The organism is Streptomyces sp. NPDC059169, from assembly GCF_042755225.1.
Taxonomy (GTDB): Bacteria; Actinomycetota; Actinomycetes; order Streptomycetales; family Streptomycetaceae; genus Streptomyces.
Map to the genome: position 1 here is coordinate 164,280 of NZ_JBHZCF010000011.1, position 25,444 is coordinate 189,723.

At 68.8% G+C, this 25,444-nt stretch carries 22 protein-coding genes and 5 pseudogenes; 7 read left to right on the plus strand and 20 right to left on the minus strand.

The features are described 5' to 3' along the window. The first annotated feature begins 50 nt into the window (after positions 1 to 50). Positions 51 to 1,517 (plus strand): NCS2 family permease, encoded by a 1,467-nt coding sequence (locus ACFXOM_RS21585; protein ID WP_385038832.1) that lies wholly within the window; start codon positions 51 to 53, stop codon positions 1,515 to 1,517. Positions 1,518 to 1,579: 62 nt separating this feature from the next. Here the strand turns inward: ACFXOM_RS21585 and ACFXOM_RS21590 are convergent, their stop codons facing one another. After that, the gene (locus ACFXOM_RS21590; RefSeq protein ID WP_384941736.1) at positions 1,580 to 1,762 is read right to left on the minus strand and encodes a ribbon-helix-helix protein, CopG family; all 183 of its coding nucleotides are present in this window, start codon (positions 1,760 to 1,762) and stop codon (positions 1,580 to 1,582) included. 128 nt (positions 1,763 to 1,890) lie between these two features. Between ACFXOM_RS21590 and ACFXOM_RS21595 the strand changes: the two genes are divergently transcribed. The 3 genes from ACFXOM_RS21595 (at position 1,891) to thpR (ending at position 4,525) form a co-directional block, all read left to right on the plus strand. After that, entirely contained in the window at positions 1,891 to 2,328 is a 438-nt protein-coding gene (locus tag ACFXOM_RS21595; protein WP_384941738.1) for a MarR family winged helix-turn-helix transcriptional regulator, read from the plus strand. A 27-nt stretch (positions 2,329 to 2,355) separates the two neighbouring features. Next, positions 2,356 to 3,696, plus strand: a complete 1,341-nt coding sequence (locus ACFXOM_RS21600) for an MFS transporter (protein ID WP_384941739.1) — start codon at positions 2,356 to 2,358, stop codon at positions 3,694 to 3,696. 256 nt (positions 3,697 to 3,952) lie between these two features. Next, complete coding sequence (gene thpR, locus ACFXOM_RS21605; protein WP_385038835.1) at positions 3,953 to 4,525, plus strand: RNA 2',3'-cyclic phosphodiesterase; 573 nt, start codon at positions 3,953 to 3,955, stop codon at positions 4,523 to 4,525. Positions 4,526 to 5,005: 480 nt separating this feature from the next. Here the strand turns inward: thpR and ACFXOM_RS21610 are convergent, their stop codons facing one another. The 5 genes and pseudogenes from ACFXOM_RS21610 to ACFXOM_RS21630 form a co-directional block, all read right to left on the minus strand. Continuing rightward, a complete protein-coding gene (locus tag ACFXOM_RS21610; protein WP_384941743.1) occupies positions 5,006 to 5,995 on the minus strand; it encodes an aldo/keto reductase in 990 nt (329 codons plus the stop codon). Between the two features lie 138 nt (positions 5,996 to 6,133). Continuing rightward, positions 6,134 to 6,637, minus strand: coding sequence for a MarR family winged helix-turn-helix transcriptional regulator (locus tag ACFXOM_RS21615; RefSeq protein ID WP_385038838.1), 504 nt, complete (start codon positions 6,635 to 6,637; stop codon positions 6,134 to 6,136). A gap of 87 nt (positions 6,638 to 6,724) precedes the next feature. Further along, a pseudogene (locus ACFXOM_RS21620) lies at positions 6,725 to 7,510 on the minus strand (transposase); the annotation flags it as partial. Then, a complete protein-coding gene (locus ACFXOM_RS21625; protein WP_385038841.1) occupies positions 7,509 to 8,342 on the minus strand; it encodes a transposase in 834 nt (277 codons plus the stop codon). The pseudogene ACFXOM_RS21620 and the gene ACFXOM_RS21625, both read right to left, overlap by 2 nt. A 408-nt stretch (positions 8,343 to 8,750) precedes the next feature. Continuing rightward, on the minus strand, positions 8,751 to 8,999 hold the full coding sequence (locus ACFXOM_RS21630) for a transposase (RefSeq protein WP_385038844.1): 249 nt from the start codon (positions 8,997 to 8,999) through the stop codon (positions 8,751 to 8,753). Between the two features lie 306 nt (positions 9,000 to 9,305). Between ACFXOM_RS21630 and ACFXOM_RS21635 the strand changes: the two are divergent. Then, positions 9,306 to 9,443, plus strand: a pseudogene (locus ACFXOM_RS21635) (IS5/IS1182 family transposase); the annotation flags it as partial. A gap of 102 nt (positions 9,444 to 9,545) precedes the next feature. Here the strand turns inward: ACFXOM_RS21635 and ACFXOM_RS21640 are convergent. From ACFXOM_RS21640 to ACFXOM_RS21680, 9 genes and pseudogenes are all read right to left on the minus strand, one after another. Then, positions 9,546 to 9,875: a hypothetical protein gene (locus ACFXOM_RS21640; protein WP_385038847.1), complete on the minus strand. Its 330-nt coding sequence runs from the start codon at positions 9,873 to 9,875 to the stop codon at positions 9,546 to 9,548. 506 nt (positions 9,876 to 10,381) lie between these two features. Continuing rightward, positions 10,382 to 10,645 (minus strand): annotated as a pseudogene (locus ACFXOM_RS21645) (transposase); the annotation flags it as partial. Between the two features lie 12 nt (positions 10,646 to 10,657). Further along, on the minus strand, positions 10,658 to 10,987 hold the full coding sequence (locus ACFXOM_RS21650; RefSeq protein ID WP_385038910.1) for a transposase: 330 nt from the start codon (positions 10,985 to 10,987) through the stop codon (positions 10,658 to 10,660). Beyond that, a complete protein-coding gene (locus ACFXOM_RS21655; RefSeq protein ID WP_385038850.1) occupies positions 10,942 to 11,199 on the minus strand; it encodes a winged helix-turn-helix domain-containing protein in 258 nt (85 codons plus the stop codon). The genes ACFXOM_RS21650 and ACFXOM_RS21655 overlap by 46 nt, the downstream gene beginning before the upstream one ends. 145 nt (positions 11,200 to 11,344) lie before the next feature. Next, positions 11,345 to 11,455, minus strand: a pseudogene (locus tag ACFXOM_RS21660) (DNA-binding protein); the annotation flags it as partial. 120 nt (positions 11,456 to 11,575) lie between these two features. Then, positions 11,576 to 11,818 (minus strand): hypothetical protein, encoded by a 243-nt coding sequence (locus tag ACFXOM_RS21665; protein ID WP_251062606.1) that lies wholly within the window; start codon positions 11,816 to 11,818, stop codon positions 11,576 to 11,578. A 14-nt stretch (positions 11,819 to 11,832) separates the two neighbouring features. Next, the gene (locus ACFXOM_RS21670; protein ID WP_385038853.1) at positions 11,833 to 15,762 is read right to left on the minus strand and encodes a polymorphic toxin-type HINT domain-containing protein; all 3,930 of its coding nucleotides are present in this window, start codon (positions 15,760 to 15,762) and stop codon (positions 11,833 to 11,835) included. Positions 15,763 to 16,385: 623 nt separating this feature from the next. Continuing rightward, the gene (locus tag ACFXOM_RS21675; RefSeq protein WP_385038856.1) at positions 16,386 to 17,900 is read right to left on the minus strand and encodes an FG-GAP-like repeat-containing protein; all 1,515 of its coding nucleotides are present in this window, start codon (positions 17,898 to 17,900) and stop codon (positions 16,386 to 16,388) included. Between the two features lie 82 nt (positions 17,901 to 17,982). Then, entirely contained in the window at positions 17,983 to 18,534 is a 552-nt protein-coding gene (locus tag ACFXOM_RS21680) for a hypothetical protein (protein ID WP_385038859.1), read from the minus strand. Positions 18,535 to 19,091: 557 nt separating this feature from the next. Between ACFXOM_RS21680 and ACFXOM_RS21685 the strand changes: the two are divergent. Continuing rightward, positions 19,092 to 19,310, plus strand: a pseudogene (locus ACFXOM_RS21685) (carboxymuconolactone decarboxylase family protein); the annotation flags it as partial. 124 nt (positions 19,311 to 19,434) lie between these two features. Here the strand turns inward: ACFXOM_RS21685 and ACFXOM_RS21690 are convergent. From ACFXOM_RS21690 to ACFXOM_RS21705, 4 genes are all read right to left on the minus strand, one after another. After that, complete coding sequence (locus ACFXOM_RS21690) at positions 19,435 to 20,979, minus strand: N,N-dimethylformamidase beta subunit family domain-containing protein (protein WP_385038862.1); 1,545 nt, start codon at positions 20,977 to 20,979, stop codon at positions 19,435 to 19,437. Positions 20,980 to 21,651: 672 nt separating this feature from the next. Further along, the gene (locus tag ACFXOM_RS21695) at positions 21,652 to 22,092 is read right to left on the minus strand and encodes a CBS domain-containing protein (RefSeq protein WP_384941750.1); all 441 of its coding nucleotides are present in this window, start codon (positions 22,090 to 22,092) and stop codon (positions 21,652 to 21,654) included. Positions 22,093 to 22,108: 16 nt separating this feature from the next. After that, positions 22,109 to 22,312, minus strand: coding sequence for an antitoxin (locus tag ACFXOM_RS21700; RefSeq protein ID WP_384941752.1), 204 nt, complete (start codon positions 22,310 to 22,312; stop codon positions 22,109 to 22,111). Positions 22,313 to 22,669: 357 nt separating this feature from the next. After that, entirely contained in the window at positions 22,670 to 23,356 is a 687-nt protein-coding gene (locus ACFXOM_RS21705) for a GDSL-type esterase/lipase family protein (RefSeq protein WP_384941754.1), read from the minus strand. Positions 23,357 to 23,425: 69 nt separating this feature from the next. Here ACFXOM_RS21705 and ACFXOM_RS21710 point away from each other — a divergent pair, with 69 nt between their 5' ends. Beyond that, positions 23,426 to 24,421 carry a WD40 repeat domain-containing protein gene (locus ACFXOM_RS21710; protein ID WP_385038865.1) on the plus strand — a complete coding sequence of 332 codons (996 nt, stop codon included), beginning with the start codon at positions 23,426 to 23,428 and terminating at the stop codon, positions 24,419 to 24,421. A 365-nt stretch (positions 24,422 to 24,786) separates the two neighbouring features. On the opposite strand, the gene ACFXOM_RS21715 is transcribed toward ACFXOM_RS21710, so the two are convergent. Continuing rightward, the gene (locus ACFXOM_RS21715) at positions 24,787 to 25,440 is read right to left on the minus strand and encodes a DUF4360 domain-containing protein (RefSeq protein WP_384941758.1); all 654 of its coding nucleotides are present in this window, start codon (positions 25,438 to 25,440) and stop codon (positions 24,787 to 24,789) included. Positions 25,441 to 25,444: the final 4 nt, after the last annotated feature.

A 25,444-nucleotide genomic window follows, 5' to 3' on the forward strand; every position in this document is an offset into this window, starting at 1 on the left:
TACGAACATCCAAGGAACCGGCCAAGAAACCATCACCCACGAGGTCTCGCATGCCCCCCACGGCCACCGCTCCCGAGGACGTCCGGCAGCCGCAGCGGCCGGGTGCCGGCCCCGGAGCACCCGGCCCCCTCGACCGCTTCTTCAGGATCTCAGGGCGCGGCTCCAGCATCCCCCGGGAGATCCGTGGAGGGTTCGCCACCTTCTTCGCGATGGCCTACATCATCGTGCTGAACCCGATCATCCTCGGCAGCGCGAAGGACATGTACGGGCACCAGCTCGACGGCGGTCAGCTCGTCACCGCGACCGTCGTCACCGCCGCGTTCTCCACGCTGCTCATGGGCGTCATCGGCAACGTCCCGATCGCATTGGCCGCCGGGCTCGGCGTGAACACCGTGGTCGCCCTCCAGCTCGCCCCCCGGATGAGCTGGCCCGATGCGATGGGCATGGTCGTCCTGGCCGGCTTGGTGGTGATGCTCCTCGTCGCGACGGGCTTGCGCGAGCGCGTGATGAACGCCGTGCCCCTCGGCCTGCGCAAGGGCATCGCGATCGGCATCGGCCTCTTCATCATGCTCATCGGCCTCGTCGACTCCGGTTTCGTTTCCCGCATCCCGGACGCCGCGCACACCACCGTGCCGCTGCAGCTCGGTCTGACCGGCCACCTCTCGGGCTGGCCGGTCCTGGTCTTCATTCTGGGCGTGCTGCTGACGCTCGCGCTGATCATTCGCAAGGTGCCGGGGGCCATCCTGATCTCGATCGTCGTGATGACGGTCGTGGCGGTCGCCATCCAGCTGGTGGCGAAGCTGCCGGGCGAGGCGTGGGGGCTCACGGTCCCGGAATGGCCCGGCAACCCGGTGGCGTCCCCCGACTTCGGTCTGCTCGGTCAGGTGAGCCTGTTCGGCGGGTTCGAGAAGGTCGGCCTGCTGACGGGCTCGCTCTTCGTCTTCACCGTCCTGCTGTCCTGCTTCTTCGATGCGATGGGCACGATCCTCGGTGTCGGCGACGAGGCGAAGCTGATGGACGGGAACGGCAACCTCCCCGGGATCAACAGGGTGCTGATCGTCGACGGACTCGCGGTGGCGGCGGGCGGCGCGTCCTCGTCCTCCGCGAACACCTGCTTCGTGGAGTCCACGGCGGGCGTCGGCGAGGGCGCCCGCACCGGTCTGGCGTCCGTCGTCACCGGAGCGCTGTTCGCCGTGGCGCTGTTCTTCTCCCCGCTGGCCACGATGGTGCCGTCCCAGGCGGCCACTCCCGCTCTGTTGGCGGTGGGCTTCCTGATCCTGGCGGGTTCGGTGAAGGACATCGACTGGAGCGACTTCACCATCGCGGTGCCCGCGTTCCTGGCGATGGTGATGATGCCGTTCACCTATTCGATCACCAACGGCATCGGGCTGGGCTTCATCGCCTTCAGCGTGCTGCGGCTGGCGGCCGGGCGCGGCCGCGAGGTGCCGGTGGCGATGTACGTCGTCTCGGCGGTCTTCGTCTTCTTCTACGCGATGCCCGCGCTGGGCCTCACGTAAGGGCACGGCGGACGGCGGGTGGCCGCCCCGCTCGCCGGCCGCCCCGTCCCGTCGGGCGGGGGTCAGGCCAGCCCCCAGAACTTCTCCGTCTCGTCGACGGAGGCCTTGAACCGTTCGTCGAAGTCGTCCCGCATGAGCGTCCGGACCACGTAGTCCTGGACGCTCATGCCGCGTTTGGCGGCGCGCTCCCGGACCCGGTCGAGCAGCTCACCGTCTATCCGCAGGCTGAGTACTGTCGATCCCATCCGGTCAGAGTCGCGGGACGGCGACGGCCGCCGCATCGCTTTCCGGAAGCGAGTCACTCGTACGGGTGAGAGATGAGTCTCCCCGCCCGAGTGGTATTTAGACAGGGTAATGAGTTACGCTAATGAACATGCCTGACCTGTCCCACGGTGACAACGCCGCCGCCGTGAACTCACTGCGCTCAGCCGTCATGCGACTGGGCCGGCGCCTGAAGCACCAGCGCGTCGACGAATCGCTGAGCCCGACGGAGATGTCGGTGCTCGGCACACTCTCCCTCTGCGGCTCGGCCACCCCCGGCGAGCTGGCCCGCAAGGAGCACGTCCAGCCGCCGTCGATGACCCGCATCGTGGCGCTGCTCGAGGCGAAGGGACTGGTCCGGCTGGAGCCACATCCCGACGACCGCAGGCAGAAGGTCGTCAGCCAGACCGAGCAGGCCGAGGTCATGCTCGAGGAGAGCCGCCGCAAGCGGAACGCCTGGCTGGCGTCCCTCGCCGAGGGCCTGGACGAGGACGAGTGGGCCAAGCTGCGCGCAGCCGCCCCGGTTCTGGAGAAGCTCGCACACCTGTAGACCACGGCCGCAAGGAGGCGAACCCTTTTGAGTACGGGACCCGGAGCAGACTCCGCCCCCGCACCGAACAACGACCACGACACGACCCGCACCGCCCAGGGGACGTTCTCCTCGCTCAAGGTCCGCAACTACCGGCTGTTCTTCACCGGGGCGATCGTTTCCAACACGGGCACCTGGATGGCCCGCATCACCCAGGACTGGCTGGTCCTCAGCCTCACCGGCTCCGCCGCGGCCGTCGGAATCACGACGGCCCTCCAGTTCCTGCCGATGCTGCTGTTCGGTCTGTACGGCGGCGTCATCGCCGATCGTTACCCGAAGCGGCGCATCCTCCTCATCAGCCAGGGCGCGCTCGGCGTCTGCGGCCTCGCGCTCGCCGTCCTCACGCTCTCCGGCCAGGTCCAGGTCTGGCACGTCTACCTGATCGCGTTCCTGCTCGGCATGGTGACGGTCGTCGACAACCCGACCCGGCAGTCCTTCGCCTCCGAGATGGTCGGCCCCTTGCAGGTGCGCAACGCCGTCAGCCTCAACTCGGCGAACTTCCAGTCGGCGCGGCTCATCGGCCCCGCGGTCGCGGGTGTGCTGATCACCGCCGTCGGGAGCGGCTGGGCCTTCCTCCTCAACGGGCTGTCCTTCCTCGCTCCGATCGCCGGTCTGTTGTGCATGCGGACAAGCGAGCTGCACAAGGTCGAGCGGGCACCGCGCGGGAAGGGGCAGCTCAGGGAAGGGCTGAGGTACGTGGCCGGGCGGCCCGAGCTGCTCTGGCCGATCGTGCTCGTCGGCTTCATCGGCACCTTCGCCTTCAACTTCCCCATCTGGCTGACCGCGTTCGCCGGCGGGGTCTTCCACGTCGGAGCCGGAACGTACGGCCTGCTCAACACCCTGATGGCGGCTGGTTCCCTGGTGGGAGCCCTGCTCTCGGCCCGGCGCGGTTCGTCCCGGCTGCGGATGCTGGTCGGTGCGGCCGCCGCGTTCGGCGCGTTGGAGATCGCGGCCGCCCTCGCGCCCGCCTTCTGGCTCTTCGCACTGCTGCTCGTGCCCATCGGCATGGTGGGCCTGACGGTGAACGTCACCGCCAACTCGTCCGTCCAGATGGCCACCGACCCGGCCATGCGGGGGCGGGTCATGAGCCTCTACATGATGGTCTTCGTCGGCGGTACGCCCCTGGGCGCCCCCCTCGTCGGCTGGCTCACCGACACCTACGGGGCACGCGTCGGTTTCGCGGCGGGCGGTGTGGTCGCGATCGTAGCGGCCGGGGCGATCGGAATGATCATGGCGCGGGTCGGCGGACTACGCGTCCAACTGGACCTGCGGCGGGGCCGGCGACACGTACGGTTCGTGCCCCGCGAGCGGCTCACCACCGCTGCCTGAGCTTGCGGCGGCGCCACGTCGTAGCGGCGCGGGAGGGAGTCCGGCGGCGACGGTCCCAGCGGAACCGTCGCCGGCCGCCCTCCCCGCCGTACCGCTCCCTCCGCCGACGCCGGGGCACGATCCTCCGCCCGGAACCGGTGGTCACGGGAGCGGACGCCGGCCCCGAGGCCGCCGGTTCCGGACAGTCTCCGGTGCAGCCGAACCGAAGTCCCCGCCGCAGCCGCGTGCGGGCACCCGCAACTGCAACACTCGCCGTATGAGACTGTTCGCCGCCGTGCTGCCGCCGGAGGAGGCCCTGCGGGAACTCGGGCGCGCCGTCGACCGGCTGCACGTCCTGCCCGGTGGGGACGACCTGCGCTGGACCGCGCGGCCGGGGTGGCACTTCACGCTCGCGTTCATGGGCGAGGTCGACGGCGGACTCCTGCCCGACCTGCACGAGCGCCTCGGGCGCGCCGCCCACCGCAGCGAGTCCTTCCGGTTGCGCCTGCACGGCGGAGGCCACTTCGGCCGCCGTGCCCTGTGGGTCGGCGCGGCCGGGGGCCTGGACGCCATGCGGATGCTCGCCGAACGGTCCGAGGCGGCGGCGCGTCGTGCCGGGGTGCCGATGGAGGAGCATCACCGCTACCACGCGCACCTGACCGTCGCCAGGACTCGTACGGACACGGATCTCCGCCCCTTCACCGACGCCCTGCACGACTTCGAGGGTGCTCCCTGGCTGGTGTCCCGGCTGGCGCTGGTCCGCAGCAACCTGCCGGGCGGTGGCGCACCGGGCGCCCGGCCGCGCTACGAGGAGGTCGGATCCTGGCCGCTCGGGGGCGCCGCGGGCTGATCGGCCACAGGGACTGCGGAAGGTGCGTGCGGGGCAGGCGCGTGGCCGGCAGGACCGGCTGGGGCGGGCCGCCCCGCGACCAGGGGGTCCGGCGGCGCCCGTTAGGCTCGACGTGTGGACCCGAAGACCCGTAACCGGATCATGGCCGGTGTGCTCGTGCTGATGTTCGTGATCGTTGCCGCGGCAGCCGCCCTCGGTCGCTGACGCCGATCGCGCGTTCCTCCCCCCGGGCGGGATCCCGCCCGGCGACCGGGCCGGCGGGGGAATCGGGCGGGCCCCTCGCTCCGGGCGAACCCCGAGGCGTCGGCAGGGGTACCGGGGAGCGCACGCAACGCGGACGCACCGTACTCGAGGCCAGCCGTCCCGTCGTCGGCGCGACGACCTTCGGGCCCTGCCAGGTAGGCAGCGGGACGCCTCCGTGAGGGAGACCGCCGCTCCCGGTGGACGGAGCGACGGCCTCGTCGAGGAAGTGCTACCTGATCACCAGGCAAAGGCTTCCGGAGAAGGCCCCGGGCCGGGGAAGATCTCGTCCAGAGCGGTCAGAACCTCGTCGCCCAGCTCGAGCTCCAGGGCGCGCAGGGCACTGCTCAGCTGCTCGACCGTGCGCGGCCCGACGATCGGGCCGGTGACGCCGGGCCGGGTCAGCAACCACGCCAGGGCCGTCTCGCCCGGTGCCAGGCCGTGCTTGTCGAGCAGGTCCTCGTACGCCTGGAACTTCGCCCGTACCACCGGGTCGGCAAGCGTTTCCGCTGCGCGGCCCTCGGTGCGCCGCCCGCCCTCGGTCTCCTTCTTCAGGACGCCGCCGAGCAGTCCGCCGTGAAGCGGTGACCAGGGGATGACCCCGAGGCCGTATTCCTGCGCGGCCGGGATCACCTCCATCTCGGCGCGCCGCTCGTGGAGGTTGTACAGGCACTGCTCGCTGACCAGGCCGACCATGCCGCGCCGGGCGGCGGCCTCGTTGGCCTGGGCGATCTTGTACCCGGGGAAGTTCGAGGAGCCCGCGTACAGGACCTTCCCCTGCTGGATCAGTACGTCGACGGCCTGCCAGATCTCCTCGAAGGGGGTCCGGCGGTCGACGTGGTGGAACTGGTACAGGTCGATGTAGTCCGTCTGCAGCCGCTTGAGGCTGGCCTCGACCGCCCGTCGGATGTTCAGTGCCGACAGCCGGTCCTCGTTGGGCCAGGTCCCACCCTCGCGTGCCATGGAGCCGTAGACCTTGGTGGCGAGGACCGTCTTCTCGCGCCGGCCGCCGGCCTGGGCGAACCAGGTGCCGATGATCTCCTCGGTGCGGCCCTTGTTCTCACCCCACCCGTACACGTTGGCCGTGTCCACGAAGTTCAAACCCGCGTCGAGCGCGGCGTCCAGGATGCCGTGACTGGTCGATTCGTCTGTCTGGGGACCGAAGTTCATCGTGCCGAGGATGAGCCGGCTGACTTTGAGTCCCGTGCGTCCGAGCTGCGTGTACTTCATGGACCACAAGCCAACTGCTTCGAGTTCGCTCCAGGCAAGGGCCGCTCGTGTGGCGCCGATTCCGGCGAGGGGCGAAGGCCCGGGGAGTCTCGGCCCGGCCGCCGGCACTGCTGCGCCGGCCCGCCCGTCGCGGTGGGGTCAGAGGCCGCCGAGCCAGCCGGCGGCGTCCAGGCGGAACGCGTCGGGGACGACCGTGCGCAGTGCCTCCTCCAGCGCCCGCAGCTCCGGCTCGCCCAGGGTCCGGGCCCACTCGGCGCGGAGCTCGTCGAACACGGACGCCGAGCGTGCGAGGACGTCGAGTCCGCGCGGGGTGAGGCGGACGATCTTCCGGCGGGCGTCGGACGGGTCGTCCGCGCGCTCCGCGTACCCCAGGGCGACCAGCCGGTCGACGGTCTTGCCCGCCGCCTGTTTGGAGACGCCGAGCCGTCGTCCGACCTCGCTGGCCGTCGATCCGGCCGTGCCGACGGCCTGCATCGCGAAGCCGTGCGCGGGCCGGACCTCCGGGTGCCCCTGCCGCGCCAGCTCGGCGTGGAGGCGGTCGATGAGGGTGCGGAACCCCGCGAAGAGCAGCAGGGGGAACTCGTACCCTTTCCCCGATTCGACAACTTGGTTTACTTTATTTTCGTCAACCACGTTGTCCATCGTAGGAGATGCGCGTGTTCACCACCCATACTCTCGAGACCGCGCCCGCCGCGGACTCTGACTCTGTCGGGGATCTTGGCGGTCTGCTCAGTCTCTGGCGGACCGCCAGGACCTCGGCCGGGTGATTCCGTGCTGGTCCAGGTAGTTCTGGAAAGCGGTCGGTGGCCTCGACGGAGGTGATTCTCCCGTCGGCGGCCGTCGGCTGAGGCGCTCGATGTTTGCGGCGATGGCTGTGAACACGTGCTGTAAGTGGGCTTTGTGCTGTCCCCGGTAGCGGCAGTGGCGCATGCCGTGTCCGTGGGCGAGTTCATTGACGGTGCCTTCCACTCCGGAGCGGACCGCGTAGCGGGTCTGCCATTGGGGTGTCTGCTGCTCGGCGCGGACGCGGAGTTGCAGGTCACGGAGTTCTCGCGGGGGGAAACCCACGCTCCGGGCGCTGTCGGCGGTGGTCGTGCAGCGGGTGCGGACCGGGCAGGGACGGCACTGGCTCTTGGTGAACCGCGCGATGATCAGCGGTGCTGCGGTGGGTGAGGATGTCGGGTAGGGGCCGTGCCATCCCGCGCTGGTCTCGCCCTGCGGGCAGGTGACCTGGCGGCGGTCGAAGTCGATGTGGAAGTCGTCGCGGCCGAAGCTGTTGTTCCTGCGGTTCTGGCGGGTGGTGTTGACCGGCAGTGGTCCGGTGACCGTGACCTGGTGTTCGCGGGCTGCCTGTTCCAGATGGACCAGGGAGGTGTAGCCGCCGTCGACCAGGTGCTCGGCGGGCAGCAGCCCGCGGCGCTTGAGCCGGGTGTGGATGCCGGGCAGCGCCTTCGCGTCGTAGCCGGTGGCGTCGGTGGTGGCCACGTCTGTGATCACGTTGACGCCGTCAGGATCACAGGTCTCGGTGAGATGTGCGACGAACCCCTTCCACCGGGTGTCGCCGCACCATGATCTGCCGCAGGGCCTGGACGCGGGGACCGGACAGGCGTTCCGGCGCGTGCTGCCCGAGGTGCTCGATCAGCCGGACGGCGTCGCCTCCGGTGGCGAGGATCCTGGTCTTGGGGCGGGTGGGGTTCTTGCCCAGACGGACCGGGCGGCCGTAGCGGCGTCCCCACTCCTCGTCGACCAGGCCGGCCAGCAGGTGCGAAGCTGTGCCGGCCAGTTCTTCCAGCGCGGCGCGGACGGCCTCGGTGACCAGTTCCAGCCGGGTCAGGTCGCGGACCGCGGCCAGGACGTGGGTGGAGTCCGTGCGCTGGGTGGTGCGCTCGCGGACGAAACCGGCCTCTTTCAGGCGCGCGAGCGCGAGGTCGAGGAGACGGTCGGCCCGGCCGTCCTCGGTGAGACGGTCGCGGAAGTCGGCCAGCACGCTGTGGTGGAAGCCGGGATCGTCCAGGTCCATGGCCAGCGCGTACTTGAAATCGATGCGGCAGCGAACCGCTTCGGCCGCCTGCCGGTCCGACAGACCGAGGAGGAACTGGAGCACGCATACGGTGGCCAGCTGGGCGGGCGAGAGCCCTGGGCGGCCGTCACGCGGGTACCAGTCAGCGAAGTCCTCGTCACGCCACAGCCCGCCCAGCTGGTATCTCACCCACATCGCCGTTGTACCGCCCGGACTACTCGCCCGCGCCATCTGCACGGTCAGAGAAGGGACTTGCTCACCAGAACGGGCGTGGAGCGACAACGGGCACCTCGACAACTGCATCGGTCCATGAACAGAGCCGAGCATGCCCGTTGATCACGCTGCCCCGCCGGGGATCCTCAAGATCCCCGACAGAGTCAGAGTCGACAGCCGCGCAAGGCAAGGCGAGGGCCGGATACCGCAATCCTCGGGCATCGCGGGGATCAGCGACCAGGATCAGGCAACGCCTCAGGCCAGCGACATCGCTTGAGGCGAGGGGATCCGTCGAGGAGCCCAGTTGCTCCAGTGCGGAAGGGATGGGCGACGATGTTCGGGAAGGCACGGTCTCGCTCGGTTCTCATGGGTCTCGACAACCACATGATCACCAGCACCGTGCCTGCTCTGCTCTCCAGGCCCCATGCTGCGCAACGGACATGACGTCATGTCACCCACGAGACCGGCGAACCGAACCAATCCTGATCATGCAATGCCCCCTGCCCCGACCTCGCCAGTCTGCTACCAGGCCTCCTGGCAGCTAACGTTCTCCTTGCGCAGCGCCACGAGCTCGGCCCGCTCGTCAGTGGTGAGCCGGTCGTCGCGCTCGCCGGCATCGGCCTCGGCCTGCCGGATCCAGCCCCGCAGGGCCTCGGGATGCACACCGAGATCGACGGCCAGCTTCTTGATCTGCGGCTTCGGCTCGGAGGTCCGGTACATCCGCACCGCACGCTCACGCAACTCCAGCGAGTACTTTCTGGGGGCAGCCATGGTCGATGTTCCTCTCATGAGAACCATCTGACCCTCTGTCAACACACTCCGCATCTCGGGGGAACCTCAACCCGGTCCTGGTCAACCTGACCCACGTGGTCGATCACGAGGCTGCACTTGGCCTTGGCATTGTGAACCAGGGCCGGGGTGTCGCCAGCCAGCACATAAGTACGCATGGAGGCACGAATGCCTTGTCCCCCGCGATGATGACCGTTTCACGCCCAGGTCAGCGCGGCGCTACCCGTCGCACGCACAAAGGCTCCAACGGAAACGAAGAGTCGCCCACACGCCGTGAGCGACTCCTCAGAGATCCGCGCGCTCGTCGAGCAGGCCATGGCCACCCTTAAGACCTGGCGGCTCCTGCGCAAGCTGCGATGCTCCACCACCCGCATTACCAGCCTCGTCCAAGCCGTCCTCGCCCTGCACCTGACCTGCTCAAACTGATGTTGGAAACGGCTCACTGCCGTCAAGAGCCCCAGAGGCCCCGCCGGATTCAAGCATTCCCGGCGGGGCCTCTGACTTCAATCTCTCTCAAACTTGCTGAGGTTATTCCGCCTTGCGCGTTTCCCGATCCCTCAAGAATGAATTAAGTTCATCGAAGAGAACGGCAACCGCTTCGCCGCTTTCGCTATACGAGGCCGCAACCCAAAAGTCGTTAGATTCACCTGGGTAAGCGATTTTGATCACCAGAACCTGCCACGCGAGATTGGCGCCAAGGTCCGACCTAGAAGCTAGCCACTCACGAAATCCTTCGAGGAATCTCCATTCGGTCGCGGCATCCATGCCGGTCACAAATGCAGCCACCTCGCCGAACGTGGTCAAGCCATACAGCTGAGGGCGTCTACGCGCGTCGGCAAGCCTGTCACGGAGATCCATGTCGTCACCTGCTACCTGGGAGCTGGACTGAAGACGAGGTCGTCACCATACTCGAAATTCGCCCGATATTGATCAATCGGTTCACCCCGTCTCCCAGTTGTTGCATCGAACACTCGACCGTCCTTGACGACGACATCGTGATAATTCCACCCGCTGTCAATACCGCGAAACTTACCAAGGGACGGCGCGCCGTACCTATCGGTGATTCGCATAATATCGCCACCAATGATCGACTGAATATGGTCAGCAACCTTCTCGCATCCACCCGTTCCGCAAACCTGTGATGCGAGCTTCGGCTTCCAGGACTCACCCAAGTCCGGGCCACAGCCAGAATTGTGTACCAACACAGGTGTGCTACCTGCGAGTACATAGTACGTGTGCTCGCCGAGTGGGCGTCACCCGCATTTTCGCTGGTCAGCGAATTCCGGCCTGTCCGTGGGCGTGCGTGGAAGTGCTGTGCTGTGCGCCTCTGTTGCCGCTGAGGTTGAAAGGGTGGGGTGACAGGGCTACGGAGGCTCCAGCCCGAGTCCGGTCTCGGCTACGAAGCCGTCGAGGATCTCGGGCCTCCGTTGGATGCCACGCAGGCGGTTCTTTACCAGCGTGGTGAGGTCGTCGATCGTGCGGGGTGCGAGGTTGACCAGGGACTTCTTCAGGTGGGCCCAGACACCTTCGACGGGGTTGAGGTCGGGTGCGTACGGAGGCAGCTTGATGATGGTGAGCCAGTCGCTGTTGCGGTCGCGGAAGTCCCGCAGGGCCTTGGCGTGATGGGTGCTGGCGTTGTCCTATACCACGATCAGCGGGACACCGCCGAGCTGCCGGCGGGCGGAGGTCAGCAGGTTGGAGAACTCGCGGGCCCGGAAGCCCTTCTTCTCGCCTGTGCGGCCCCGGTAGGTCTGGGTCCGGTAGATCAGGCGGGTCTCGCGGCCCGGTCTGACGCAGACCATCCCGGCCATCAGGACCCGGCCCGAGCCTTTCCCGGTCACCTTGATCAGCGGAGTCCGCCCGCGCGGCGACCAGGTCCGCCCCCTGCCGGGCTTCAGGTCCTGGCCGGCCTCGTCCTCGAAGACTATCCACGCGCCCAGGAGCTGGGCCGTCCTCCTACCCGTGACCACTGCTCCGTCCGCCACCGCTCTACGGCCTGCTCGTCGCGCTCGACGGCCCGGTGCGCGGGGACCTGGGGTGACCAGTCCAGCCGGTGCAGCAGATACGACACCCCACGCGGGGTGTACCGGTAGCCGAACAGGCGATGGATCAGCTCCGCGACCCTGGCCAGGGTCCACCGCTGATCCTCGCACCAGCCGTGCGCGGCCGGTCCGGCCTCCAACTCGACCTGCAGGCAATCGGTCTGGTCGTCGCCGAGCTGACAGGCAAAGCCACCAGGCCCCTTCGAGGCCAGGGCTGATCTGCCGCCCTGGCCAGGCCGCGTGCCAGGCGTAGGCCGACTTCCGCGACACCCGTAACCTGCGGGCCACCTCCGGCGGCCGCACCCCTTGCTCGAACATCTCCGCGGCCTCGAAACGCACCGCCTCACGCTTCGCCCGCCCCGCGGCGGTCAGGCCGCCGCCATCCGCGTACCTCATGACGAGGATGTAGCACCGCCAACGCCCCCTGTCACCCCACCCTTTCAACCTAAGCGTCAGCTACTGCCGTCAAACACCACGAGGCCCTCCCGAAAGCTCGGGAGGGCCTCGTGGCAATGGTTACGAGAATTCCGCCAACCATTCCCAGTCGCCGGGCCGGGACCGCAACCGGCTGAATCCCTGTTCGAGGCAGTCACTCAGACTGGAAGATTCAGCGCGAATAAATCCCTGCTCACCCAGTCCTGGACCCGACATCACCAGAGTCCAGGGCTCGCCACCTTCCGCCATCCTCTCGTCGTCCACCTTGAGGATCATGGTGACGCCTGAGCGGCCCAGCCTTTCCATGAGCTGCTCAATATCCATCCCTTGTACTCCCATCAGTAACCCCTCAAGGCTGCCGAGATGTCGCTGACGTCGTGCAGCTGACCTTTGCCAACTCTGTCGATGACGCTTCGAAGGTCGGCAGAGGTCGGGCCACTCGTGACCCGGTTCCGACGCATCAGCTCTTCCACAACAGCTTGGGCAGTGCGCTTGTTTCCATTGTTGAACATGTGACTGCCGGCAATATCACGAATTACGACGGCTGACTTGTCCCAGAAGCTGTTGTAGCGGCTGGCGTTAGCCATGGTGTTGGCCGGCGAACCACTGAGCAGAGTTTCACCACCGAAACCACGGTTTATATCAGTGATCTCGTCAGGGGTCACACCCGCCTTGAAGCCGCCGGTCAGCGGGCAGTTGGAATTGTGAACCAGGACTGGAGTCTGTCCGGCCAGCACATAGTACGTGTGGAGGTCGGTGATGGTGAGGTTGTGGACGGGCTGGTTTTGCTCGGTCCGTGGCTTCACGGCGATAACCTGCGCGTGCGCGCCGGCTGCTGTTCTCAGCTGTGTGCCGGGCTGTAGGTCTGCGGCGTCGAGCCAGGCGTTGGTGGTGCCCGCCGCCCAGAATGGGTGCTTGGCCGTGGCGGTCACTGTGCCGGTTGCTTCGGGGTTGTCTGCCGAGACCGTGATGTCCACGAGGTTTTTCGACCCGGCGCCGGTGATGGTTGCCTGGACGGGTTTGGCTTCGGTGCGGCCGGATTGCGGGTCTGTGGCGAGGACCTGGTCGCCGACGTGGATGTCCTCGATGGCCTTGGTGCGACGGTCGGCCATCAGGACGCGCGTGCCTGGGACGAAGCTGTTGCATGGCATCTTCCTGAGCGCCTTGAGTTTGAGGGCGGCTAGGGCGAGGCCTTCGAAACAGGTTGCGTCCGGCTTGGTGAGGCACTTTTCGATCTCGTCGGCGCCGACATACCAGGCGATGAGGCGGTCGAGGTAGGTGGTGGTGATGCATGCCATTCCGCCGGCGCCGTCACCACCGCAGACCAGGAGCGTCTCCCCCGGTTTCAGGTCTCCGTCCTTCAGAAGATTCGAGCGGTAGTCGACCAGCCGCTTCTCCAGGACCTTCCGGAACTCGGTGTCGGAGATTGGCTTGCTGGCCTCCTGAAGTTCCTTCTTCACCTGTGCTTTGAGTTCCGCGACCAGCTTGTTGGCGGCGATCTTCAAAGCTTCGGACGATGTCTTGGCGGCTGCGGCGGCGTCCTTGCCCGCAGCCTTGGCAGCGTGTCCAGCCTGGTAGGCAGCCGTGTTCGCCTCGTAGGAGTAGTTCGCGGCGAGGCTGGCGGAGTGCTGGGCGCGTTCGGCGGAGTGGACGGCCGACTGGGCGTCCTTCTGGGCGGCTGCGGCTGCGTTCCTGGCCGTCTTCGCGGATTCGGCGGCGCGGTCGGCGGACTGAGCCGCCGAATCGGCGGACTTGTCGGCCTGCTGGGCGTAGGTGTTCGCCTGCTGGGCAGACTTCTTGGCGCGGTCCGCCCACTCGACAGCCTTGGCAGCGTCCTTGCGGGCTTCGGCGGCCACCTTCTGTGCTTCGGCGGCGTCCTTGTGGGCGAGCGCTGCCGACTTGTAGGCGGCCTGGAGGAGGATATCGATCTCGGCAATGTGGGCGGCGGCGTTGGCGTCACGCTGCTGCGCCTTGTACTGACCGATGTCCAGGAAGGGGCGCAGTTTGGACGCGGGGCCTGACAGTGCGGCCTGTGCCGCGGCCTGGACCTCGGGACCGCCGGTGGCCAGGATTTTACCGACGGCGACGCGCTCGTCGTCCCTGCGGGCCTGGTACTGCCCGGTCTCAAGGAACTGCGCCAGGTCGGCTGGGGTACCGTCCAGTGCCTTGTTGGCGGCGGCCTTCACTCCTGGACCGCCGGTGGCCAGGATTTTGCCGACGGAGACCCGGTCGTCGTCCCGCTTGCCCGGGTAGGCGCGGGTCCGCAGGAACTCCCGCACCTGGTCGATCGGCTTGTCCATGACGTCCAGGGCGGCCTGCTGCTGCGCGGGGATGCCAGTGGTCGTGGCGATGTGCGCCACGCTTGAGCGGTCGTCCTGTTCCATGGCCACGGTCAGCCTGGTGCGCACGAATTCGGCCACGTCCGCATCGCTGCCGGACAGTGCCTCCTTGGCGGCTTCCCGTACCCAGGTGCCGCCGCTGCTCAGCATGTTGACCGCGGCCTGCCGGCCCTTGGACGCGGTGACTATCGGGTCGGATGCCGCTGCGGCCTCGTTCAGCAGTTCCTGAGTCTGGGAGTTGAGTTGTTGGAGGCGGCCGATCTCCCACTGGGTGGCAGCCAGACGGGCGTCGTGGGCGCGGTTGGCTTCCTCGGCCGCCAGCACCGCCTCGTCCTGCTGCTGGGCTAGACGTTCGGCGTCTGTCTTGCGGGCCAGCTCTGCCACGGTAGAGGCCTGCGTGGCGGCCGTCATCGCGTTGTTGGCGGCTTCGGTGGCGGCGTTCGCGGCGGCGGTGGACTCTTTGGCGGCGTTGACTGCTTTGCCCGCCTCGTCGGCAGCTTTGTCCGCCGCGGCCGCCGCGGCTTCTGCGTGCGTAGCGGCGTCGTTGGCCGCTTGGCGCGACTGCCGGGCGGCTGTGGCTGCCTGGTTGGCGTTGGCCTGGGCGGCGCCGGCCGCGCGCGTGGCCTGGTCGGCGAGCCGCTTGGCCCGGGCCGCAGCTGTCTGGGCTTCGTTGCTCTTGGACCCTGCTTCGCCGGCCCAGTGGCCGGCGTTGGCGGCTGAGGCGGCGGCAGCGGCGGCGTTGTTGCCCGCACTGGCTGCGGCCTTGGCTGCCGTCGCAGCACTGGCGGCGGCAATGCCGGCCTGGTTGGCGGCTTCTGCTGCCTTGCGGGCGCCCTTGGCGGCGTCTCGTGCCTTCTGTGCCGCCTGTCGGGCCTGTTGGGCCCGGGAGGCATCCCCGGCGGCCGCCGCGGCGGCGGATCTGGCCGAGGCGGCCGCGCTCCCGGCGCGGCTGGCGGCATAGGCCGCCTGCGCCGCAGCAGTCGCCGCCATCCGTGCCGTCGCGTTCGCCGCCGCTGCCGCGGATACCGCCGTACGGGCCGACTGGGCCGCACGATCGGCGGCGGCAGCAGCCCGGGACGCGGCTGCCGCCGCCTTTCCGGCCGATGCCTTGGACTTGGCGGCCTCGCTGGCCGCTTCCTCCGCCGCCTTCCTGGCTGCCTGCGTGGCGCCCTCCGCCTTGGCTGCTTCGTCCTTGGCGGTCTCGGTCAGCTCATGTGCCCGCTTCTGTGCCTTGTCGGCCATGTCGGCCAGCTGGGTGACGGTGAGCGTTTCCTGATCGCGCGCAGCGGCGACCGTCCACCCCTCGTCCAGAAACTCCTGGACATCCTCGGCCGTGCCGTCCAGGGCTTGATTGGCGGACTTCTTCACGTTCGGGCCGCCGGTCAGCAGCAGCTGGCCGACACGGACCCGGTTGTCATCCGCCCGGGCCTGAAACTGGCCCTCCTGGATGAACGTGCGCCAGTCGTCGGGAGTGCCATCCAGCGCCTTGTTCGCGGCCTTCTTCACCCCCGGACCGCCGAGAGCCATGATCTGCCCCACCTGGACACGCAGATCGTCCTCGTAGGCGTGGACGAAGTCCTTGTCCAGGAAGGCCCGCAGCTCTTCCTTGCCGCCGTCCAAGGCGATGTTGGCCGCCTTGCGCACGCCTGGACCGCCGATGGCCATGACCTGGCCGACCTGCACCCGCAGATCATCCAGCTCAAGATTGGGTAGATCCTCGGCCATGAACGTCTGGACGTCCTCGTCCGACCCCGCCAGGGCCGCCTCTGCCGCCCTGCGCACCCCCGGACCGCCGTCCTCCCATTCCAGGAGAACCTCGTATCTGTCGTGCGTCTCCGGCTCGTCCTCGGCCGCGGCAGGACGCAGATCGACACCCAATGCCATTACCAGGGCAATGAGCGCCGCTACGGCGCCGCGCCATCCCGGCACGGCCCGCAATCTGGCATTCAACGCATTACTCCCTTACGTGAATTGATTTGAATGGGGGTTCTCACAACCACAGTCAGCTCTCGGTCCTGCCGAAACCGTTCGGACCGTCGGTGTCGATACCGTCGATTCCCAGCGACGTTACGATCCGTCGCTGGCCCAGGTCGCCGACATCCAGGTGCACGCATCGTCGCCAGTCGGCCGCCGGCGACCTGAAGAGGAAGGCCAGGTACGGACGCGGGCCCGCCTGATGTCCACGACGCTGTCATCGGCCGTCGGCCAGCGCATCACAGCGCAGGCGCTGGAAAGTACGGGCCAACACGCGGCGGTGGGATAGCGCTCTCGGAAAGCGTCCAAGACGCTCTCGGCGGCGTCTTAGCGGCCCCCTGGCTCCCGAAGCCAGAGCGAAGTGACGTCGTCGAGGTGGTTGTTCTGGGGTCGGTCCCCTGGGTGGGAGTGTCGTGTGTCTGCGGAATCGAGATCCGGCCCCCGTTGCGCGGGGGCCGGATCACATCGTCGCCTGACGACAGGCAATGTGGTTGTACTGGTCGCCTACAGGCTCACACTCCCAGCAGCAGGACTGTGAACGGTTCTCCCGCGCTCAGCCGGTACTGGTCACGTGTGGATCAGGTGGTCGGAGCCGGGGTGATGATGGGGGTGCCGAAGCCGCCCTTGCCGTTGCCGGGGTAGGCGTAGATGCTGCCGTTGGTGTGGATGGCGAGCAGATCGCTCTTCTGATCGCCGTTGAAGTCGGCTTCGGAGAGCAGTCGCATGTTCTGCCACCCCCTGCCGGTCTTGCGGGCGGTGTTGAAGGTGCCGTTGCCCTTGCCGGAGTACAGGTACAGGTCTCCGCTGTTGTGGACGGCGTAGATGTCGGCCTTGCCATCGCCGGTGAAGTCTCCGGCGGAGAGCATGCGCATGTTGGTCCAGCCGCTGCTGGTTACGGTCCCTGAGGCGAAGTTCTTGCCGTTGCCCGGGTAGAAGAAGAGATTGCCATTGGTGTGGGCGGCGACCAGGTCGCCCTTCCTGTCACCGTTGAAGTCGGCCGCGGCGATCAGGCGGATACCACCCCAGCCGCTCCCGACGACAGAGGAGCCGGTGACGCCGTTCTTACCGTTGCCCGGGTAGAGGTAGAGGTTGCCGTTGCTGTTGACGGCGAGGATGTCGGCCTTGCCGTCACCGGTGAAGTCCGTCGCGGCCAGGAGACGCATGCCGGTCCACTTGCCCGGACTGACCTTCACGGGCGTACCGAACTTGCCCGTTCCGTCGCCGGGATAGGCGTAGAGGAAGTCGTCGGCCGCGTCGATCGTCAGCAGGTCGGCCTTCTTGTCGCCGTTGAAGTCCCCGGCCGCCATCAGCAGCGCCCATGACCGTCCCGCGGTGGTGGCGATCCAGTCGGCCACATCATCCGTGCGTGTGGCGACGGCGTCGGTGCGGGTCTCACTCTCGCCCAGACAGCCACCCTGCCGTGAGCGGGTGGCGACGCCCACCAGCTCGACGCCTTCCTCACTCTCCCGCAGCAGCGGGGCACCGGTATCGCCCTTACACAAGGCATCGCCCTCCGTGGCACCGGCCAGGGTGAGCTCGGTGTCGGAGAGCGCGCCGACCTTCATCGACGCGGTGTGGGCCGCACCGGGAACCCACTCGGTCTTGGTTCGGCCGAAGCCGACCGCCTGCAGAGTGTCGCCCTCGCCGGCCGGGGAGGCAGCCAGGGCGAGGGGGGCGATGCCGGCGGCGGCGGGTGTCGCCATGCGAGCCATGACCAGATCACGACTGGAGGACGGCACCAGCTCAACGACATCGGCGACATGTCCACCGGTCCCCGTCACCGAGCTACGACCGATCGTCGCGGTCGACTTCAACACCGGTGCGCCTGCGGCGACCTGGGTGGGATTGGCCAGGTCGACGGCGAAACACGCCGAAGCCGTCAGCACCCACTGGCTATCGACCAGTGCACCGGAACAAGAACGGGCGGTATCGCCTTCTCCGATGTGGAGGCGGGCAACAGACGCCTGGGTGCCGGCGGCGGCGTCAGAACCGGTAGCGGCTACGGCGGGCATACCAGTGACGACGGTAGCGCCGGCGACGGCAGCCAGGGCCGCGGCCAGCGCGGAGAAGCGCAGAGGTCTTACGTGTCGCATGATCATGATTTCCTTGGCGTGAACTGAGTGACCGGCAGGCACAGTGGTGCTGGGCGGCGCAGGCTGGAGTGCTGACCGGTTCTTACTTGGTGGCCCTGATCTCCACGAGCACCTGCTCGCGTCCCTGCGAGTCCGCCGTCTCGCCCACCGAGGTCCAGGCGTTCTTGTTGACGTCGAACGTCTTCTTCTCGGTGCCAACGGTCATGTCGACCTTGGTCGTGTAGTCATTGCCCCTGATAAGGGCGACTGAGGGGATCTCCAGGGTCAGCCAGCCAGAGCTGCCCACCACCTTGAAGCAGAACTCCTCATCTTTCCGCTCGCGGGCCCAGACCTGGAGGAAGCCGCTTCCGCTGGCACAGTCAACGAGGGTGATATGTCCGTCGCCGCGCTTGAGGACAATCTTCTTCTCCGCGAGGATCTTGTCGGCCCCCGGGTAACTGAAGTCCTCGATCGCGTATCCAGGCGCCTCGTCGGCGACGGGCGCGACCGCCTCGGTCTTCGTGCCCGCCTCGGCGGGGACGCCACCCGCCAGCGCAAGCCACGCAAGAGCACCAGCTGCCGCCGCGGCGCCGAGCGTACGCACTGTGAAACTCCTCCGCCGCGGCTTCGCCGCACGGCCGGTAGATGCCTTCATCTGATTCCCAAAGTCGTCAGTCCTGACCAACCGGCCAGGATGTCGTTCAAGACGGACAGGGAGATGACCAGAATCGCGATGCATCCCCCACGCCCCTGCCGGGGCATAACCGTCTCCGACGGCTTCCACCGCGCGGTGCCGCGCACAAGGTGAGCTTCCTCGGAAAACCGCTCCGGCCTCGCAATCAAACCGCGCAGCCCAGATCACTGTCCATTTCCCAATACGCCTAAATGTGGCGGAATATGAAATTCCGTCGTGATCTATACCACTCGTCAGAAAGGTTGTACGACACCACAAGAAGGACCAGTGATCTACGGCACATCAACGACCCAGCACTTACTGGCCACCTGGTTCCAGCCCCGCACGAACGATCTCCCCCAGCGCGTTCACCAGATCCACCGTGTGCGCCTGCACCCACGCAGCCTCGGCAATCCCACGGGCTCGGCCCGGATCACGCACCAGCCCCAGCGTTCCGCGGCGACCAGCACCACACGTGGATCGCCACCCTCTGCGAAGCGTGCCTCACCCGCCCGTCGGCGTAGGCCAGCCATCCTGGATCGGCGCTGTGTGAGGAACGGCCCATCAGGGACGAACGCCTCGAAGCAGTGCGGCAGTTCAGCCTCGACGTACTCGCGTCCGCAGGCGCCGTCGACGACGAAGGGCTGAAGCGCTTCCTGTCGCACGGCTACAACGAGCGCAACGCCCTCGAAGTCGTCCTCGGCATCGGCGCGTACACGATGTCGACGTTCGCGAACCGGCTGACCCGGGCGGCCTGATCGGTGCTTCGGCCCGGTGGGTCTGCGCGGCGTGCCGTCCCGCTGGGTTGCCCGGGCCGCGTTCGGTGGAGGCGTGTCGCTCGGGCCGGGCCCGGGCGGTGTCCAGGGGGCACCTGGTCCGTCCTCAGGCCGTCGTGTGGCGTGCGAGCATCTCGTCGAGCAGGTTCTTCGTGGCCCGTTGCACCCGGGGGTCGCGATGGGCGGGATCGGTCAGGGCCAGGCTCCAGTGAAACGTTCCTGCTACGAAGACGAGCGTCCCGTCCTCGTGCTCGCACAGGCTGGTGTTCTGGATGCGCCGGCCACGTCCGCCGCCCTTGCCCCAACTGTCGCCGTACGGGGACTCGGAGAGCAGAGTGCGCTCGGCGTCCTCAGGCACCGGCATGGACCGGTCGTACCCGTCGGCCTCGACGCCGACGAGGTCGGGGATGCCCTCACCGTCGCGCAGTCCCGTTCCGGCCCAGAACCAGTGCCCCGGCTCGCGTACGACGAGGGGGGCGGGGGTGGCGAGGATCCCGTTGTACTGGACGCCCAGCAGCCCCTGTTCCGCCTTCCCGCGCTTCTTGCCGCGCTCGTTCCCGAGGTCCCGCCAGCGCGTGGTGGGACCGTTCGCGTCGGGGCGGGGGTCCTCGTCCTGCTTGAAGCAGACGACCGTGCGGGCGCCCCTGCGGCCGTCCCCGTCGGTCAGCCGCACGTGGAAATAGATGTTGTTGGCCGCCAGGAACGCGATGTGCGTACCGACGGAGACGGCCCGCTCCACGACGTCGCGCATCGGCCCCGACCAGTACTCGTCGTGCCCGGGGAAGACCATCGCGGCGTACCGCTCCGGGTCCACGCGGCCTTCGTGCAGATCGACGCTGGTGGCGTACGAGACGTCGTAACCGTGCTGTTCTGCCCACTGGACGAAGCTGATGTCCAGTTCCGACCAGCGCGGAAGGCCGTGGTCGGAGTAGGGGCGTTCGAAGGACACGTGGAACGCCCGGTGCTTGTTGTTCCCGACGACACCGGGCCTGGCGTACCCCTTGTACAGGTTCTTCCCGGTGCGGCCGTCCAGCGGCCACTGGTTGTACGCCTGGTACGTCGCGAACGGCAGCACCACGAGCACGTCGGAGGAGCGATCGGTGTCGCGGACGACGAAAGGAGTGCAGCTGCGGTGGCCGTCCTCGGCGACGAACACGGCGAGGTAGGTCCCGGACAACCAGGTGCCGGGTATGCGCAGCTCCCAGGAGGCCGGCCAGTCGCAGACGATGGCGCCCGTGGCGGGGTGGGGCCGCGGTGCCGCCCGCGGACCGCCGTCCAACCGTGGGCTCGTGACGAGCAGCCGCCCTCCGCTCCCCGCGTAGTGGCCCAGCCGGTGGATCTCGATGCGGAAGGGCTGCGGGGTGCGCAGCGACACGTGGAAGGCCAAGGCGTCGCCGTGGGCCGCGGAGGTCGTCGAGGCGTAGCCCTGGATCTGTCCGGCGCGGTCCTTGCTGGTGCGGGGGTCGTCGGGGGTGACCCGCCAGGACGCCGACCCGGCGCGGGTGTTCTCGATCGACGCGGGGTTGTGCCCGGTGCTCGTCGCCTTCCGCACGGGCGGCTCGGTGTCCGTCCCCAGGTAGCGGTACCCGGCGACTCCCGCGACCCCTACACCGAGTGCGCCGATGGCCGTACGACGGGTGATTTTGGACATGACGAGCGAGCCCCCGAACGACGCGCGCGTGTCCGCCCGTTCGACGGCAGGACGGGGCGCGGATGAATGGTGAGAGTGGTCAACTCCCAGTATCCGGAGGGAAATGTGAAGATCAAGAAGGTATGGTGAAGGTCACGAAGGAGTCCGGAGGGTTGCCACGCGCGTCCCATCCGGCAGGTCCGGGCCACCATTGCCGGGGACGGCGGCTCGGGCAGCTGCGCCGGTGGGGCAGGCGTGCGGTTCAGGCGGTCGTGGGGTTCAGACAGCCATGGGGTTTCGGGCGGTCGTGGGGTTCGGGCAGTTGTGCGGGCTGCCCGGGTGTCGGTGCTCGCGGGGCGCGACGACGGCCGCGGCCACGCCTGGAGGAATGGCGCAGCGGGTGTGCGGAGGGGTACCCCGGGGCGGACCCGGCGGGTGTGGAAAGAGTGGTGAAGGCTCGTCAGGCCCCTGAGGGGGACGTCGTGCCGGTCGGCACCCCGGCCGGGGGCGGACGGTGCGATGCGGCGTGCGCGCGCGAGCCGGCGCCGGGCCGGCCCGTGCTTACGGCCCGGGCGTGACCAACCGCGCACGCAGTGGTGCGCGGTTGGTCATGCCGGTCCGCTCGCGCACCCTCGACGGACCGCGTCCCGGACCCGCGGTCCGGGACGTGCCCTCCGCGGCGGGGGTACGGGCTTAGGCGTTGGCGTACACGCGCGTCGCGAACTCCGCGATCTGCGCGTCGGTGAGGTTCTTGGCGAGGTTCGCCTCCGTGATCATGCCCACGAGTCGGTGCCCGTGCTGGACGTCGATCACCGGTAGGCGCTTGATCTGGTACTGCTCCATCATGCGCAGCGCCTCGTCGGCGCCCGCGCTCGCGTCCATCCAGTGGAGCTCCCCGGCGAGGGAGCCGGCCTGGACCGTGGCGGGGTCTATGCCTTCCGCGCAGCACTCGACGATGATGTCGCGGTCGGTGATCACGCCCGTCAGCCGGTTGTTGTCACCGCAGATGGGCAGGGCGCCGACGTTGAGGTCGCGCATCATGCGCGCGGCTTCCTGCAGCGACTGGTGGGCGCCGATGCACTGCACGCCGCTGGTCATGATGTCGCGGGCGGTGAGCTTGGTCTTGCGGGTCATGGTTCCTTCCGTTCCGTCAGGGCTGCGGGGGCCTGTTCTGACCCTGTTCTCCCTGGTCGCCGCCGAACTGCTCCTTCAGCCTGTCCTGGGCGGTGTCGACCTGACCGCTGTACTTGCCCTGGGTCCTCTCGTCGACCATGTCTCCGCCCTTGTCGACGCCCTTGGAAGCCTGGTCCTCATGGCCCTTCAGCATGTTCTTGAGCTTGTCCATCATGGACATGGACGTCCTCCTTGCCGTGTGCCCCCCGCCCCTCCAGGGTCGCCTTCCCCCGCGGTCTTCGCATCTGCGCGAGGGGTCCGCACACCGGGTGCGCCCGGCGGGGGTGCGTCGCCTCCGGCTGTCCGGCAGGGCGCGGGACCGGCGACCGGTCGGCGTCGCGACGCCCGGGAACCGGCCGGTCACGCTCCGACGGAGCCCTCCGGGGGCGAAGCGACGGAGGGGTGCGCAGCGGTCAGTGCCCCCGCGGCAGCTGCGGGGACGCGCCGGTGCCCCGCGTCGGGGCGCGGCTCAGCCGGTCCGCCTCGGGAGGTGGGCCGGGCGCGCGGACCGGGGCGATCCGGCGGGACGGACCGGTCGTCAGCGGGAGGGCTCGTACGGCCCGCCCAGGCCCCAGGCCTGGTCCATCGCATCGGCGAACGCCGCTGCCAGTTTGTGCTCGCCGGAGGGGCCGGGGTGCGTGCCGTCGTAGGTGTCGCTGTGGACGTCGTACGACTCCGGTGCCGAGGCCAGCAGCAGGGGTGAGGGGGCCGAGTCGTGGTCCGCGACTGTTTTGGCGAGCAGCTCGTTGAAGCGTTGGCACTCGGTGGCGAACGGTGCGTCGGACAGCGCGCGGACGTTGGGGATGACGGGCATCAGGACCGCGCGGACGTGCGGGTTGGCGGTGCGTGCCTCGGCGATGAACGCGGCGGTGTTCGCCGCCGTCTGCGAGCTGTCGGTGTAGAAGCCGAGGTCTATCAGGCCCAGCGAGACGAGCAGTACGTCGGCCTTCGTCGCGGCCACCGTCTCCCGGATCAGCGGGGCCATGTGGAGCCAGCCCTCGCCCCAACCGGCCAGGTGTCTGCGGGCGGGGGCGGGGAAGGCCGGGTCGGCGTAGGCATCGGACACGGCGGCGTCGGCGGTGGCTTCGTACAGCTCGGTGCGCGGACCGACGATCTTGTACGGGCCGCCGAAGCAACGGTTCAGGTGTTGCCACATCCGGTAGCGCCAGGTGTAGTCGCCGGCGCGTCCGATGGTCATGGAATCACCGACGAACATGAAACGCATGGGGCAATCATGGCCGACCGCCGCCGAGTGCTGCCCCGCCCGGTGACGTGACGATGGACACTTGGTGGCATGCGTTCGCCTCGTTCGATCCTCACGGCCGTCGCCGCTGCCGCCCTGCTGGTGTTCGGCGCGGCCGTCTCGCCCGTCCACGCCGCCGACGACGACGGCGGATTCACGATCAAGGACCCGCGGATCACGGAGTCCAGCGGGCTGGCCGCGAGCCGTGCCCACCCGGGGGTGTACTGGACGCACAACGACCAGGACCTGCCGCGCGTCTTCGCCGTCGACTCGAAGACCGGCGAGACCGTTGCGACGGTCACGCTCCAGGGGGTCGGCCGACCACGGGACATGGAGGCCGTCTCGGTCGGTCCCGACGGCAACGTCTACGTCGGGGACATCGGCGACAACGCCGACGGCAGCTGGGACCACGTCTGGATCTACCGCTTCCCCGAGCCTCGGGTTCTGAAGGACGTCACCGTCCACGCCACCCAGTACACGGTGAAGTACGCGGACGGGCCGCGCAACGCCGAGGCGATGATGGTGCACCCGAAGACCGGGCGGGTCTACATCGCCAGCAAACGCGAGGGCGGCGGGGGGCTCTACGAGGGTCCGGCACGGCTGGTGACGGGCGCGACGAACGTCTTCCGCCGCATCGACGACGTGCCGTGGGTGACGGACGGGGCGTTCTCGCCGGACGGTACGGAGCTCGTGCTGCGTTCCTACTTCAGCGCGCGCGGGTACGAGTGGCGCGACGGTCGCCTGGGGGCTGACCACCAAGTGAGCGCGCCGCTCCAGGGGCAGGCCGAGTCGGTCACGTTCACGACGGACGGCAAGGCCCTGATGTTCGGCACGGAGGGGGAGCAGAGCGAGGTCGTCCGGCGGGGGCTCGGCAAGGACGACGCCAAGGGCTCGGGGACCGCGTCCTCGACGGGCGGCGCCGGCGCCTCGACGGGCGGCAGCGGTACGGGGGGCAAGGACTTCGCCGTGCCCGTGGGCGGGTTGGTGGCGGCCGCGGTGCTGGTGCTGGCGGTCCGCTCCCGGCGCGGCCGTCGTCGGGCCGGTTGACCGCGCGGGCACGGGCGTCGCGGCCGACGTGCGCGGGCCGAGCGGACGGACGGCAGCACCGGACGGTCGCAGCGGGCGCGGACCGACCGCCGGCGGCCACGGACGGGGAGCATCCCGCGGGCTTCGACGTACCGGGTGACGGCCGCGCGGCGGGGAGCGCCGACGGCCGCTCGCCATCACGCGCCGTCCCCCGCTCGGGTGTTCCACCGGAGCACGGGCGGCCCCGGTGGATGCGGACCGGCGCGCACGACGGGGCCGGACCGCCGGTTCCGGCGGCGGAGCCGCCGAGGCCGCCGGAGGGGCGTTCCGGGAAGGGGCGGAGGGGTGGGCCCGCGAGGGAGGGGGCGGGCCCACCCGGGCCGGGCCTACGCCGGGCATTCCTTCCAGGCGAGGCGGTAGACGGTGTTGATGTCGCCGTCCGTCGAGTCCATCGTGATGAAGCTGGTCTGCGACGGGGTGGACGTGCCGGCATTCACCCGCAGTTCGGTGTTGATGTTGAAGTTCCGTTTGACTCCGCAGGGCGCCCAGACCAGCTGGCCCCACTCCGTGGAGTCGGTTGCCTGCCAGTTGTTCTCGTAGGGCCCGTTCAGGGGGTGGACCGTCGCGGCCGTGTCGGGTGAGCCCTGGAAGTAGTAGGACGCCTGTTGGAGGGCGGAGGCGCCTTGCTGCAGCGCGGCGTAACCGCGGTAGTCGACGCTGGCGACGGCGTAGGTGAAGCCCTGCGGCACGTGCACGATCAGGTTGAGCTGGCAGTTCTTGCGGGCGTCGACGGGTGAGGCGCCGCCGCCCGCCTGGGCGAGGTAGTCGCTGTAGGTGACGGTGAAGGCGGTGTTGTCCGGCGACACGGCGACCGCTGCCGTGCCCAGCTTGCAACCCGATCCGTTCACGGTGGCGATCTCGATGACGATCTTGTCGGGTGGTGCGGTGATCTCCGCGTTGGCGGTGCCGGCGCTGCCGGCGACGAGGGTGGAGGCGAGAGCCGCGGTGAGCGCCGCGGTCGTCGTTAAGGCACGGGGCATGAAG

Bases quoted from the DNA above. Each gene is read 5' to 3' on its own strand.
- ACFXOM_RS21585 (WP_385038832.1), top strand. From the start codon at position 51: ATGCCCCCCACGGCCACCGCTCCCGAGGACGTCCGGCAGCCGCAGCGG.
- ACFXOM_RS21590 (WP_384941736.1), bottom strand. From the start codon at position 1,762: ATGGGATCGACAGTACTCAGCCTGCGGATAGACGGTGAGCTGCTCGAC.
- ACFXOM_RS21595 (WP_384941738.1), top strand. From the start codon at position 1,891: ATGCCTGACCTGTCCCACGGTGACAACGCCGCCGCCGTGAACTCACTG.
- thpR (WP_385038835.1), top strand. From the start codon at position 3,953: ATGAGACTGTTCGCCGCCGTGCTGCCGCCGGAGGAGGCCCTGCGGGAA.
- ACFXOM_RS21610 (WP_384941743.1), bottom strand. From the start codon at position 5,995: ATGAAGTACACGCAGCTCGGACGCACGGGACTCAAAGTCAGCCGGCTC.
- ACFXOM_RS21615 (WP_385038838.1), bottom strand. From the start codon at position 6,637: ATGGACAACGTGGTTGACGAAAATAAAGTAAACCAAGTTGTCGAATCG.
- ACFXOM_RS21625 (WP_385038841.1), bottom strand. From the start codon at position 8,342: ATGCTCGGCTCTGTTCATGGACCGATGCAGTTGTCGAGGTGCCCGTTG.
- ACFXOM_RS21630 (WP_385038844.1), bottom strand. From the start codon at position 8,999: ATGGCTGCCCCCAGAAAGTACTCGCTGGAGTTGCGTGAGCGTGCGGTG.
- ACFXOM_RS21640 (WP_385038847.1), bottom strand. From the start codon at position 9,875: ATGGATCTCCGTGACAGGCTTGCCGACGCGCGTAGACGCCCTCAGCTG.
- ACFXOM_RS21665 (WP_251062606.1), bottom strand. From the start codon at position 11,818: ATGGATATTGAGCAGCTCATGGAAAGGCTGGGCCGCTCAGGCGTCACC.
- ACFXOM_RS21675 (WP_385038856.1), bottom strand. From the start codon at position 17,900: ATGCGACACGTAAGACCTCTGCGCTTCTCCGCGCTGGCCGCGGCCCTG.
- ACFXOM_RS21680 (WP_385038859.1), bottom strand. From the start codon at position 18,534: ATGAAGGCATCTACCGGCCGTGCGGCGAAGCCGCGGCGGAGGAGTTTC.
- ACFXOM_RS21690 (WP_385038862.1), bottom strand. From the start codon at position 20,979: ATGTCCAAAATCACCCGTCGTACGGCCATCGGCGCACTCGGTGTAGGG.
- ACFXOM_RS21695 (WP_384941750.1), bottom strand. From the start codon at position 22,092: ATGACCCGCAAGACCAAGCTCACCGCCCGCGACATCATGACCAGCGGC.
- ACFXOM_RS21700 (WP_384941752.1), bottom strand. From the start codon at position 22,312: ATGTCCATGATGGACAAGCTCAAGAACATGCTGAAGGGCCATGAGGAC.
- ACFXOM_RS21705 (WP_384941754.1), bottom strand. From the start codon at position 23,356: ATGCGTTTCATGTTCGTCGGTGATTCCATGACCATCGGACGCGCCGGC.
- ACFXOM_RS21710 (WP_385038865.1), top strand. From the start codon at position 23,426: ATGCGTTCGCCTCGTTCGATCCTCACGGCCGTCGCCGCTGCCGCCCTG.
- ACFXOM_RS21715 (WP_384941758.1), bottom strand. From the start codon at position 25,440: ATGCCCCGTGCCTTAACGACGACCGCGGCGCTCACCGCGGCTCTCGCC.